The organism is Thiomicrospira microaerophila (assembly GCF_023278225.1).
Taxonomy (GTDB): Bacteria; Pseudomonadota; Gammaproteobacteria; order Thiomicrospirales; family Thiomicrospiraceae; genus Thiomicrospira; species Thiomicrospira microaerophila_A.
In genome coordinates this window covers 1,086,781-1,100,169 of sequence record NZ_CP070959.1, presented here as the reverse complement: position 1 = coordinate 1,100,169, position 13,389 = coordinate 1,086,781, and the positions used below count along the sequence as shown (strand labels likewise).

The 13,389-nt window shown below is 43.3% G+C and carries 11 protein-coding genes; 3 read left to right on the top strand and 8 right to left on the bottom strand.

Translation table 11 applies throughout. The features are described 5' to 3' along the window. Nucleotides 1-13 precede the first annotated feature (13 nt). From JX580_RS05235 to cysD, 8 genes are all read right to left on the bottom strand, one after another. Nucleotides 14-316 carry a transposase gene (locus JX580_RS05235; protein WP_248850925.1) on the bottom strand — a complete coding sequence of 101 codons (303 nt, stop codon included), beginning with the start codon at nt 314-316 and terminating at the stop codon, nt 14-16. A gap of 289 nt (nt 317-605) precedes the next feature. Beyond that, a complete protein-coding gene (locus tag JX580_RS05230) occupies nt 606-2,171 on the bottom strand; it encodes an ATP-binding protein (protein WP_248851745.1) in 1,566 nt (521 codons plus the stop codon). Between the two features lie 56 nt (nt 2,172-2,227). Then, entirely contained in the window at nt 2,228-3,163 is a 936-nt protein-coding gene (locus JX580_RS05225; RefSeq protein ID WP_248851744.1) for a hypothetical protein, read from the bottom strand. 8 nt (nt 3,164-3,171) lie between these two features. Continuing rightward, a complete protein-coding gene (cysQ, locus tag JX580_RS05220; RefSeq protein ID WP_248851743.1) occupies nt 3,172-3,933 on the bottom strand; it encodes a 3'(2'),5'-bisphosphate nucleotidase CysQ in 762 nt (253 codons plus the stop codon). A gap of 9 nt (nt 3,934-3,942) precedes the next feature. Then, nucleotides 3,943-4,542, bottom strand: a complete 600-nt coding sequence (cysC, locus tag JX580_RS05215) for an adenylyl-sulfate kinase (RefSeq protein ID WP_248851742.1) — start codon at nt 4,540-4,542, stop codon at nt 3,943-3,945. Nucleotides 4,543-4,610: 68 nt separating this feature from the next. Continuing rightward, complete coding sequence (locus JX580_RS05210) at nt 4,611-6,335, bottom strand: SLC13 family permease (RefSeq protein ID WP_248851741.1); 1,725 nt, start codon at nt 6,333-6,335, stop codon at nt 4,611-4,613. A gap of 6 nt (nt 6,336-6,341) precedes the next feature. Continuing rightward, the gene (gene cysN, locus JX580_RS05205; protein WP_248851740.1) at nt 6,342-7,775 is read right to left on the bottom strand and encodes a sulfate adenylyltransferase subunit CysN; all 1,434 of its coding nucleotides are present in this window, start codon (nt 7,773-7,775) and stop codon (nt 6,342-6,344) included. After that, nucleotides 7,775-8,689 (bottom strand): sulfate adenylyltransferase subunit CysD, encoded by a 915-nt coding sequence (cysD, locus tag JX580_RS05200; RefSeq protein ID WP_283103607.1) that lies wholly within the window; start codon nt 8,687-8,689, stop codon nt 7,775-7,777. The genes cysN and cysD overlap by 1 nt, the downstream gene beginning before the upstream one ends. A gap of 199 nt (nt 8,690-8,888) precedes the next feature. On the opposite strand from cysD, the gene JX580_RS05195 reads away from it, so the two are divergent. From JX580_RS05195 to JX580_RS05185, 3 genes are read left to right on the top strand one after another with little or no spacing between them, the layout of a single operon-like run. Beyond that, nucleotides 8,889-11,174 (top strand): glycosyltransferase family 2 protein, encoded by a 2,286-nt coding sequence (locus tag JX580_RS05195; protein ID WP_248851739.1) that lies wholly within the window; start codon nt 8,889-8,891, stop codon nt 11,172-11,174. Between the two features lies 1 nt (nt 11,175). Then, nucleotides 11,176-11,997, top strand: a complete 822-nt coding sequence (locus JX580_RS05190) for a rhamnan synthesis F family protein (RefSeq protein WP_248851738.1) — start codon at nt 11,176-11,178, stop codon at nt 11,995-11,997. Beyond that, on the top strand, nt 11,978-13,369 hold the full coding sequence (locus JX580_RS05185; protein WP_248851737.1) for a hypothetical protein: 1,392 nt from the start codon (nt 11,978-11,980) through the stop codon (nt 13,367-13,369). The genes JX580_RS05190 and JX580_RS05185 overlap by 20 nt, the downstream gene beginning before the upstream one ends. Nucleotides 13,370-13,389 lie beyond the last annotated feature (20 nt).

Sequence of the window (13,389 nt, the reverse complement as noted above, 5' to 3'; positions counted from 1 at the left end):
CAGGCGTACTTTGCTATTTGTGTACCGCAAAGTACGCCGCCGCTTTTTTTAATAGTTCAACGTCCTCCAAGGCCGTTTTTAATTCGCGTTTAAGCCGGCGATTTTCAGCTTCTAGATCAACCGCTTTTTCAACGGTTGGCTGAACTGAATCTTTATTTTGATTAGCGCGACGGTGTTTATCAACCCAGCCATACAGGGTGTTTTCTTTGATGTCGAGATCGCGTGCTATTTGAGCAATCGGCTTTGACCCTTCAAGTGCCATTTCGATGGCTTGCTGTTTGAGTTGATCATCATAGCGTTTTTGTTGTTTCATCATCGTTTTCCATTCGTTGTATTTAAGTCACATTTTAACGTGTCTTTGTGTACGAAGGATTGTAGCCAGTCCAGTTCAATGTCTTGTTCGCTAATCATACCTTTGGGTAACCGCTTTAGCAAATCGCGAACCACCCAGCGATACAGGACCTTTAATCAGCCTTTGTTTATCAAGAGCACGAATTTGATCTAACAGAACTAAACCTGTTTTACCTGCAAAATCACATGAAACCCAAGATGAAAATTCAAAACCTTGATCAGTGTCCCCCTGTGTTTTTAGGTCAGAGTGTATGCTATTGGTTAGGCGTTGGTTTTTCCCATTCAAAGTGGGTGATGTTTTTCTTCTCGGTATCAAAGTGAATGCCGACCATGTATATCGGTTTTTGTGTGTTTAAGTATTTGTCAGCATAGCGCTTGTCTTTGATTTGTTGCAGTGCATTGGTTTCAGGTTGGTCTGGGCGTTCGACTTTAAATTCAAAAATGTAGATGGCGTGTTCCATCAGAATCGTCAGGTCGATACGCCCTTTATTGGTCACGTCTTCGCCAATGATATTGAGACCGAGGCTTTGCAAGTAGACATAAATGACGCTGGCGTAAAAGCCCTCGTAGTTTTTGATGTCATTGTTGGTGTAGTTGTTGTAGGGAATGCTCGCAAACATGCTGCTAAGGGCTTGTTTAAAATTGTCCATATTGTTTTCAAGCAAGGCCATGTGGGTGTTGACTTGAATGTCCGCTTGATTGCTTGGGCTGTTGTTAAACAGCTTTAAAATAGCATTAGTGAGCGATGCCTTGACTTCAAGATTTGGCAGTTTGAGGTAAAAGAAGGTATTCACCCCTAGGGTTTGCACGCGGTCGATGGTTAAGTAGCCGCTTTGATACAAAACCACTTCTAAATCCAGGTTGTCTATGTCAAAGCTGTTGAGCAGTTTTTCATCGACCCGTAAGTTGGTTAGACTGGGCAGGAAGTAGTTTTGTTTTTTGATCAGCTCAATTAAGAAGGTTGGGGTTCCGCTTTCAAACCAATAGTTTCTGAAGGTATGCTTATTGGCAATAAACTTTAGTATGTCAAACGGGTTATACATTTGGCTGCCCAAGAAGTTATAACCGTTGTACCATTGCTTGACTTTGTCCATATCGACACCTTCTAAGTAAGGCGCAAAGGTGGTTTCTACATCCTGTTGGCTATAACCGCAAATATCGCCAAACTCTTCATCCAATGAAATGTCGGTGATATTGTTTAAGCCACTGAATATTGAGGTTTTGGTGAATTTGCTGACACCGGTTAAAAACGCAAACCGCAAAAACTCGTCACTGCCTTTAATCACGCTGTAAAAATTAACTAAACCGTCGCGGATTTGTTTTGCTACCACAGTATTGGTGATATTGTCGAGAATCGGTTTGTCGTATTCATCGACCAGTACCACGACTTTTTGGTTGTACTTAGCGTGGGCTTTGCGGATCAGCTCCTCAAAGCATCCGGCGACGCTGTCAGGTTCTTCACATTCAATATTCAGTTCTTGTTGGTTTTGTTTCAGAATGCGCAATAGCCTGTGATCCAGTTGTTCACGATTCTCAATTTTACCGGAAGCAAAACTCACCCGAATCACCGGGTAACTGACATCCCAATCCCATTGATTCTCAATCGCCAGGTCAGTAAAGAAGTGTTTATTTCCTTCAAAGATATTGCGCAGCGTATCCAAAAACAAGGATTTACCGAAACGACGCGGGCGGCTTAGAAAAACATATTGATAGGTGTCAATCAACTCCAGCGCCATCCCGGTTTTATCAATGTAGATAAAATCATCTTCGCGGATTTTGCTAAACGTTTGAATCCCAATCGGCAGTTTTTTGAGGGTCATCTGTGTTCTCGAATTAAGTCTATACGATTAGTATAGCAAAATTACAAATGTAGGTTTTAAACGCGAGACAAAGCTGAACGATAATAGTGTGCCGTTTTTTCCGGGTTGCTTAACAAATCAGAAATCGCGGTCACCCAGGCCTGGTGATTCATTGCAACCAAACGTCCGTTTTCCTTATCCACCACAGCACCCTGATAGACAGCAGAATCCGCATAAACCCCGACCGCGCCTGCTGCCGTTATATCGAATAACTTGGTCGGAGCCCGTGCGCGGTTAAAAGGTGTGTCCAAAAGCGGGGCCAAGCCAATCGTGCGCCCCGGTTGCTGAATAAAATGCCTATATTCCGCCCAATTCATCTGGGGCACAACAGACACATAGGTCAAACCACCAAACAAGGCCGAAACCCGCTGATCCCCAATCACTTCAAAACGCACATTCGGATAACGCGCAAATATCTTTTTAAAAACCGGCAACAACCAACACACCTCATCAAAGTGCGAAGAAGTACCATGATAAAAAATAACTGGAGAGTGAGGCAAAACCCAAGACTCCGTAAAGGAATGATAAATGGATTGCGGTGACCAAACCTTAGCCGAACAGCCCGCATACTTATCCGCTAAAAAAGGCATAGAAACCTTAATTTCAGCGCCTATCCTTAACAACCAAGCACGGTGAACACGGGCATACAAAAACAACTTAAGCCGATAACGCCAACGCTGATTCGCCGACGCCCCCCCATCCCAGAGATCATCATCCATAAAATAAACCAAGCGCTTAATCTGATCACGATGCGCCTGTATCAAACGACGCCAGCTTAAAGAAACATAACGCACGATGACCACCACCGCGCCATCAAGCTCCCCTGCCGTGGGATTTTCAGAAAACTCAAAAACCCTAATATCAAACTCAGCCTCAGAAAACCGCGACCGAATAAAAAAATCGGTCGAAGGGTTATCGCTCTTATGAAGAATGACTAACTTCGTTTTGTCCAAAAATCCGCCTAGCTAACCACAAACCAATCATTCAATAGATTAGATTTATTATAAGGATGCGGTTCATAACCGTGTTCAAAACTATATTTTTGTAGACTAAAGCCGGCTTCGTTGACAATCGCATGCGCCGCGCCGGTGTCCCACTCCATTGTGGGTCCAAGGCGAGGGTAAATATCAGCGGCCCCTTCTGCCACAAAACACAATTTTAACGAACTCCCAATCGACACAAGCTCTTTCGGCTTATCGGTTTTAATCGCATCCACAAACGCCTGGGTTTCCTCCGACATATGAGAACGGCTTGCCACAATCTTATAGGTGTCACGCCCCAGGTTCGTTTTCAACGGCAACGCCTGCCCATCTTTAAACGCGCCCTCGCCTTGTTTAGCCCAATAACACTGACCCAAAGCCGGCGCATACACCACGCCAAGCACCGGTGCGCCTTGATGAATCAATGCGATATTGACCGTAAATTCACCATTCTTCTTAACAAACTCTTTGGTGCCATCCAGCGGATCAACCAACCAAAAATAATCCCACTCTTTGCGCTCATCATAAGGTAAATGCTGACCCTCTTCCGATAAAATCGGCACATCCCCCAACGCCTCTAATCCGGCGACAATAACATGATGCGCGGCCTTATCTGCCTCGGTTAAGGGCGAATCATCACCTTTAAACTCAACGCTAAAATCCTTGTTATAAACCTGCATAATCGCTTCACCGGCCCGCTTTGCGATCACAATAATATCTTGAATATTAATTTTATCTAACATATTAGCTCTTTAAATGTATTGATGGCACTTTAAATAATCGATCACCTGTTGTGCGGCTTGCTCGATAAGAATATCGTCGTTTACGATACAAATTTCGGGTTTTTCTGGCGCCTCATACGGTGAATCAATACCGGTAAAATCTTTGATTTCACCTGCACGCGCCTTTTTGTAGAGCCCTTTGGGGTCACGTTGTTCACACACACTCAAGGGCGTGTCGATAAACACCTCAATAAACTCATCTGGTTTGACCAGGGCACGCACCATATCACGGTCGGCTTTGAATGGCGAAATAAACGCGGTAATCACAATCAAACCGGCATCACTAAACAATTTAGCCACCTCACCTACACGCCGAATATTTTCAATTCGATCCGCATCCGAAAAGCTCAAGCCCTTGTTCAGACCATGACGCACATTATCACCATCCAACAAATAAGTATGCTTACCCTGCTGAAACAATAAATTTTCAACCGCATTCGCCACCGTAGACTTTCCGCTACCGCTTAAACCCGTAAACCAGAGAATACAGGGTTTTTGCCCTTTCATATTTGCTCTTTCCGCCTGGCTAATCTGGTGATTATGCCAAACAATGTTCTCGTTTTCTTTCATACACTACCTTCTTACTGGTCGATGGCCTATCAATTCATGACCACCTATTAAAGACTATTAACGATGATTTAAAACGGAAAAAACACCGGTACCAATAAAATCACAGTCAACCCATAAACCAATGACACCGGTACACCCATGCGCACATAGTCCGTAAATTTATACCCCCCAGGCGAATAGACCATCAAATTCGTTTGATAACCATAAGGGGTTAAAAAACTGGCGCTGGCACCATACGCCACCGCGAAAATAAACGGCCAAGGACTGACACCCAAGGCTTCAGCCGTCACCAACGCAATCGGAAACGCCACTGCGGCTGCAGCATTATTCGTCACCATTTCCGTCAACAAAACAGTTAATAAATAAATACCTATAAAACTGCCCATCACACCCCAATAACCAAAGCTACCCATAATCGTTTCGGCCAGCAAGCTCGCGACACCTTGGCTCGACATCACCTGTGCAATCCCTAAAGCGGCGCCGACAATCATCACAATTTCAAAAGGCATCCGACGGCGCAACTCATTCACCCGAGTTAAACCCATCAATAAAAAAACCACCAACAACAGCATGAGCCCTTTTAGCAAAGGTAAAACCTCAAAAGCGGCCAATGCAATCACACCCACAAACCCGACGACTGCCCAAACGCTTTGCTTTAAAGACAAAGGATGTTGCGCGTCCTCAAGGTGGCTAAAAAAATAAAAGTTTTTATCTAGGTTTTCACGCTGACTAAAATCTGGCCCAGTCAACAAAACCAGCGCATCGCCCGGTTGCAAAACAACCTCAGCAATACGACCGGTTAAGCGTTCATCGCCACGCCGAATGGCCACCACAGCCGCATCAAACTTATTGCGAAACCGACTCGCCTTAATCGTAGAGCCAATCATCGAAGACTGGTGCGACAGCACAACCTCAACAAACTGATTTCCCTTAACGGGTTTGCCGCCAGGAAAGCTCAAACCATCAAACAACAGCAACTTCGGCGCAACATTAATATCCCCGGCAAACAGCAAACGATCACCCGCTTTAAGCACATAACTAGGCGTAACCGGAGCGACAACTTCGTCACCCGACACCACCTGCGCTAAATACAAATCCTGCAAGTGACGCAAACCCGCCTGCTCAATACTTAAACCCAACAGTGATGATGCATCAGACAACTTTGCCTCAATCATATAAGCTTGTGTTTGGTTTTCAGAAAGCGGATGGTCTGGCAACAAACGAGACCCTAAAGCCAAAATCGTTAAACCACCAAACAACAACAGAAAAAACCCAACAAACAAAAAATCGAACAGTTTAAGTTCAGGCAGGCCTGCTTGCACCACAAAACTATTGATAATCAAATTGGTTGAGGTCCCAATTAAGGTTAAGGTGCCGCCTAAAATCGCAATATAAGACAAAGGAATTAACAACTTAGAAGGCGCAATAGACTTGGTTTTCCCTAGCATCGACATAAACGTCGCCACCATCGCGGTATTATTCAAAAACGCCGACCCTATGCCCACCACACCCGTCATTCGCAACACCGTACCGCGCTGGGTTCGGGTTACCAACCAATTAGCAAGCGATGCAAAAATCCGCGTCTTTTCTAAAACCGTGCTGACCAACAACAAAAACACCAGCGTAATGAGGCCAGTATTAACAAAATTACCCAACATCGATTCTAGAGAAATAAAATCAAATGCGTAATAGATCAAAATCAAACTTGCAAACAACTTATAAGCTTGAACACGGCCCCAAACTAAAAGACCCAGCAACACCACCACTGAGCCCAAAACCACAAAGGTCATCATCTAAAACTAGCCAGCCGTATCATCAACAGAACGACAGCCCCACTCAGGAAAATACTGACGAACGTACTGATTCAACGCCATTTCAGCATCAGTATAAACCCGGCCTGACCCTTCAGAAACATCGCCCGCCTTAACAATCATCCCAGCTGCCAAAGTCGCATGAGTATATTTATCAATCACGATAAAACTCCCCGTACCCTTCACGTCACTATAAGAATCAAACGCCATCGCTTGGGTTAAATGCAACTGACACTGACCAATCTGATTTAACGCCAACTGGTCCACAACAGACCTTTCCATAGTATTAACATCAACCTGATAATCAATTTTAGTAAAACGTCCAGAGCACACAGACGTCGCACGCTTTATCAAATAATCGCGCCCCGGTTGCATCGCCGCTTCATTCATCCACACCAAATTAACTTCAAAATCACTCGCAATCTGCGCTAAATCGCCTGACTTCACCAACACATCGCCACGGCTAATATCAATTTCATCTTCAAGCGTCAGCGTGACAGCCATGGGCGCAAATGCATCCGCAACCGACATCGAATCATCATTCACCGCAGGTTGCAAAACCTGCTTCACTCTGGATGACTTGCCTGATGGCAACACCGTTATCGCATCACCCACCGCAATCGTGCCCGCCGCAATCGTGCCACAAAAACCACGGAAATTTAAATGCGGACGGTTAACATACTGCACCGGCAACCTAAAGTCCTGATGGTTAATTGCATCCCCAATTTCAATCGAATCCAACAACGCCATTAAAGGCTGGCCAGCGTACCACGCCATATGCTCACTCGGGTTCACCACGTTATCGCCCTTTAAAGCCGATAAGGGCACAAAAATAGGGTTTTGGATATCCAGCTGTTGAGCAAACTCAGTGTATTGTTGTTTAATCTCATTAAAACGGGCTTCAGAATAATCCACCAAATCCATTTTATTAATCGCCACCACAATATGCTTTAAGCCCAGCAATTTGGTAATAAACGAATGACGCTTGGTTTGGGTTTGCACACCATAACGGGCATCCACCAAAATAATCGCCAAGTCAGCAGTCGATGCACCGGTAGCCATATTACGCGTATATTGCTCATGCCCCGGCGTGTCAGCAATAATAAACTTGCGTTTATCGGTTGAAAAAAACCGATAGGCTACGTCAATCGTAATCCCCTGTTCGCGTTCAGATTGCAACCCATCCACCAACAGCGCCAAATCGATTTCTTCGCCCGTGGTGCCATGTTTTTTCGAATCCTTGTTGATCGCCGCTAACTGATCTTCAAAAATCATTTTACTGTCATGCAACAAACGTCCGATCAACGTACTCTTGCCATCATCCACGCTGCCGCACGTAATAAACCGCAATAACTCTTTGTTTTCGTGCTGGTGCAAATAGGCTTCAATATTCTGCGCAATTAAATCCGATTGATGTGCCATTAGAAATACCCCTCAATTTTTTTCTTTTCCATAGAACCTGCTTCATCGTGATCAATTAAACGCCCTTGGCGCTCCGACACTTTAGTTAACAGCATTTCTTGAATAATCTCAGGCAAAGTCGCCGCCGTCGAATTCACCGCACCGGTTAAAGGATAACAACCCAAGGTTCTAAAACGCACCATTTCCATCTTAGCGGTCGCACGTAAATCGGCTGGTGTCCGGTCATCGTCCACCATAATTTTAGTTCCGCCGTATTCCACCACCGGGCGCTCTTTCGCAAAATAAAGCGTCGGGATTTCAATGTTTTCTAAATAAATATACTGCCAGATATCCAACTCGGTCCAATTTGATAACGGAAATATCCGAATAGACTCACCCTTCTTATGTTTACCGTTATAAATATCCCACAACTCAGGGCGCTGATTTTTAGGATCCCAACGGTGGTTTTTATCGCGGAATGAATAAATACGCTCTTTCGCACGAGACTTTTCCTCATCACGACGTGCGCCACCAAACACCGCATCAAAACCATACTTATCTAACGCCTGACGCAAACCTTGGGTTTTCATAATATCGGTATGCATCGCTGAACCATGGGTAAACGGAGATACATCCATCTCAACACCCTGGGGGTTGATATGCACCAACAAATCCATTCCCACCTCTTTGGCACGACGATTACGAAATTCGATCATCTCGCGAAACTTCCAGGTGGTATCGACATGCACCAACGGAAACGGCGGTGGTGCAGGATAAAACGCCTTTTGCGCCAAATGCAACATCACCGACGAATCTTTGCCCACACTGTAAAGCATCGCCGGATTATCAAACTCCGCCACCACTTCACGCATAATATGAACCGCTTCCGCCTCAAGCTTTTTGAGATGGGTTAATTTCTTTTCATCTATATTCATCAAAATAACTCTCTTTATACCTAAAATTTGATCTACCGTTTTCCCAATCAAAAAACGCCTCGTATAAAACCAGTTCAAACCAAACGCTTAAGAATTCTTTATAAAAACTTAATTTTTTATTTTACCACTAAGCCAACCTATTCATAAAAGCTTTTGTCCTGTAAAATCTACTGATTAATATGATACTGGTAAAGGTTTAATGATTATAAAACATAAAAAAAAACTCCTAGGCCTTATTAAAGCGATTAGCCGCATAACCACCTTTCCAATAACCCTAAAACCTGTTTCAGGCTTAACCAAAAATGCAGCAAATTGTTGGCAAGCAAAAGATAATGACCCGCAATTCGTCTTCAAACGCCGGAAACTTTCGGTTGGCTGGTACCTAGTCGAACTTGAAATTGAGCACGAAGACAAGCATCATCACCAAGCCAAGCTCTACCCCGACTATGGTGACGGGATCACAGAACAAGCCGCGATAGCGCTGCCGCTTATGCCGGGCAAAGTCACCGGGCGTGTCGTATACATTGAAAAAAACCTAAAAAAACTACGACTGGACCCCACAGAAACCGCCGGCGAATTCTCGATTAAGCGCCTACTCATAAGCCGGATACCAAGCCAATATGCATTATTTAGAATATGCAAACGCTTAGCACACCACCACCCAGAATATACGGGCATGGCCATTAAAAACATCAAAGACAAACTGAATACCGAAGCCGAACAGACAAATGAAAAACTACGCGAATTGGCTCTTCAAGCCTATGCACAAACCTTCTCGCTCAGCAACAGTGACTTATGCTATCAAACCTGGATTGAAACAGTAGAAAATCCAAAACTGAAAAAAACCCAAGGCATCCTAAAACCACCCAGTTATAATCCGACTATTTCAATTTTATTACCAGCATACAACACAGAACCACAACATCTTGCACAATGCATTCAATCCGTTATCGTCCAAACCTACCCTAACTGGCAACTTATCATAGTCGATGACGCATCAAACAAAAAACAACACATCGAAGTCATCAAAACACTACAAAATCAAGACAACCGTATCCTGTTTAAACAGCGCAACCGAAATGGTCACATAAGCCAAGCCAGCAACGACGCCCTTGAACACGCAACAGGCGAATACACATTGCTGCTCGACCATGATGACCTACTTGCGCCGCATGCGCTTGCATTCTTTATAGACACACTTAACAAGCAACCAGACGCCAAACTCATCTACGCCGACGAAGACAAGGTTGATGAACAAAACCAACGCCACAACCCGCACTTTAAACCTGATTGGAACCCGGACCTGCTCTTGAGCCAAAACTACATAGGTCACCCAGTTGTCTACCAAACCGACCGCCTAAAACAGATCGGCGGTTTTAGGCTCGGTTACGAAGGTTCACAAGACCATGACCTCCTGCTACGTTACACCCAAGGTCTAGCGGCCAAAGATATTATTCACATACACTGGATCCTCTATCACTGGCGCAGCCACCAAGGCTCAACGGCAAACAACACCGACACAAAAAACTACACCACCCAAGCGGGTATAAAAGCCCTGCAAAACAGCCTGCAGCAGCAAAACACCAAAGCCACAGTAATAAAAGGGGTATACGCAAACACCTACCGTATAAACTGGCCAGTTCCCAACCCCGCACCGCTGGTTTCGCTATTAATACCCACGCGCAATGGCCATGACATTTTAAAAATGTGCCTAGATTCCATACTCAACAAAACTACCTATGCCCACTACGAAATCATCATCCTAGACAACCAAACAACCTGCACAAAAACTAAAAACCTATTTACAACCCTAAGCAGCAAACATCCAAACATTCGCGTAGTTAAGTGGGACAAACCATTCAATTACTCAGCCATTAACAATTTTGGAGTTGAACATGCACAAGGTGAAATTATTGGCTTGATCAACAACGATATAGAAGTCATTAGCCCAGACTGGCTAAACGAAATGGTTTCACAGGCTGTTCGCCCAGAAATAGGCTGCGTAGGGGCTAAACTTTATTATCCCAACGACACCATACAACATGCCGGAGTAATTCTAGGGATCGGTGGCGTAGCCGGACACAGCCATAAATACTTCAGTAAAAAGCATCCAGGTTACTTTACCCGCCTTAATCTGACACAAAACTTTAGTGCGGTAACCGCTGCTTGTTTAATTGTAAAAAAATCGATTTACAAACACGTCGGCGGACTCGATGAACACAACCTCACCGTCGCGTTTAACGATGTCGATTTTTGCCTTAAAGTACGTGAAGCTGGTTACCGCAACCTGTTCACTCCTTGGGCCGAACTGTATCATCATGAATCCATTTCCCGAGGTGCCGAAAATACCAGCGCAAAACGCAAACGCTTTGCCGGTGAAGTCAGCTTCATGAAAACCAAATGGAAAAGCGCACTCCACCACGACCCTGCTTACAACCGTAACCTTACGCTTGAGCATGAAAACTTTACACTAAGAAACCACTGAAATGCTCACAGTGGTTTTTGCACACTACAGCGCTGAACACCACATCCGAAAATCGGATATTTATTATTTGACTGAGCTCAAAAAAATCGCCACTAAAATTATTTTCGTCTCAACATCAAATCTTAACCCGAATGAAAAACAAAAACTAAAAGACCTGTGCGATGTGATCCTGACGCGCCCAAACCAAGGGCTCGATTTTTGTAGTTACCAACTTGGTTTACGCCACGCGGACCTAGCAGGATCTGACCGCCTGCTCTTAGCCAATGACTCGGTTTACGGCCCCATTTACCCGATAAAAAACATCTATCAAAAGTTTGAACAATCGAGTGCGGACGCCTATGGTCAAACAATCAGCTATGAACACCAAAAACACCTACAAAGCTATTTTATGCTGTTTAAACCAACCGCCCACCAACATCCCGCGTTCCAGGCTTTCTGGCAAAAGGTGGAGCCGTTAGAAAACAAAAAACAGATTATCCAACGCTACGAAATCGGCCTAACCCAAACCCTTGAACAAGCAGGCCTGCTTGTTGATGCGCTTTATAACCAACAACTCAACAAAGCACAACAAGCCTTCGCGATCATAGCTCAAACTCAAACCAAAGCTTGGGCCAAAACCAGCCTCAAACTATTAATCAAACTCCTAAAAGGCCAAGACCTCAACCTCAACCCAACCCATCATTTAGCTAAAGAGCTCATTAAACGCTATAATGCACCATTACTAAAAAAAGAGCTAATGGATAAAAATCCACACAGCATAAAACTTAAAACCATCCAAAAAAGAATAAGCGCGGTTCAAACAAATGATACTAGAACATCTTAAAACACTCAAAGATAAGATAAGTAACAAAAATAAAAAATTTAAATTACCCAACATCGAACCCATCATCGACCAATACGATGTGATAGTGCATATTGGCGCCCCAAAAACGGGGAGTTCAGCCATTCAAAAATACTTACTCGAAAATCAAAAAACGCTCCTTAAACTCGGCTACTACTACCCTAATCATGGTTTAGATCAAAATGGCATATCAGGTGGACATTCAATAATAGGAAAACAAATAATTGATAATCAAATCACCGAAGCTGAAACAACGTTTCAAAACTTTATAACTGAAGCAAAAAAAAATAAAAGCATCCTATTAATCTCTGCAGAATCCTTATTTAATCGCCCCATTGAATTAAAGCAAATATTGAAAGACCATCGGTGTAAAATCGTTTCATTCTTTCGAGACCCCCTAGAATCAATCTACTCAAATTACAATCAAGGCATAAAAAGGCACTATGCCACAGCCAGACTTGTACCATTTTGTAATGGTTTACTTGAGAGGCCAGCTGATTTTTTTAGTGGAGAAGTTTTTACCAAATGGGTTCAATGCTTTGGCAAGGAGCATATAACTATTCTTGGCTACGATTTGGAGCTATTTGAAAAAAAACCTATTCAAAGTGTCTTTTTATACGGGATCGGCATAGATGAGTTGACCCAAAAAGAATACTTCACGTTTAATAATGCACAAATAAACCAAAGTTACTGCCTTGCTGCACTAGAATTAAAGCGTATGTTTAACTTTATTCTAGACCCACAAAATAACAAACTAAATTTTGAAATAGACTGGTTCTTGCAAGAAACATCAGACCAAAATGCAAAAGAACGTTTTAATTTAAAAGATAGAATAGACTCCGCACTTTTTAATCAACTCAAAGAAAAATTTGCAGACAGTAATCAGCGTATAAAATCCGACTACTTAACCGAAATCAATCCCAACTTTCTAACAGTACAAAAAGAAAATAAAAAGCAAGTCATTGATCAGAGAAAATTACACAATCAAGTCTTAGCTATTATGAAAAGATTGAAAAAAAACAAACCCATGCTTTATGACTATGTCCATACCTGCTTGAAAGCAACCCTAAACCAAAATAATAACAGCTATGAAGTACTCAAGCTTGCCGAGATGTTTAACTATGATATCAACCAATTCACAAGTATAGACACATGGTTTTCAGATCAGCAGCTCGAAAAAATGCCCAAATATATGATGGCTGACTTTTACAGAGATATCGCTCAAATATGCTTTACTCGAGGTGATATAAAGCATGCAGAGCGTTTAATAACAAAAGCGATAGAACATCGCCCAACAGGGCCAGGAATTATAAATTTATCCCATAAAATTAATAACTCAAAAAAAATAGATTAACTTAACAGCGAAAACTCTGA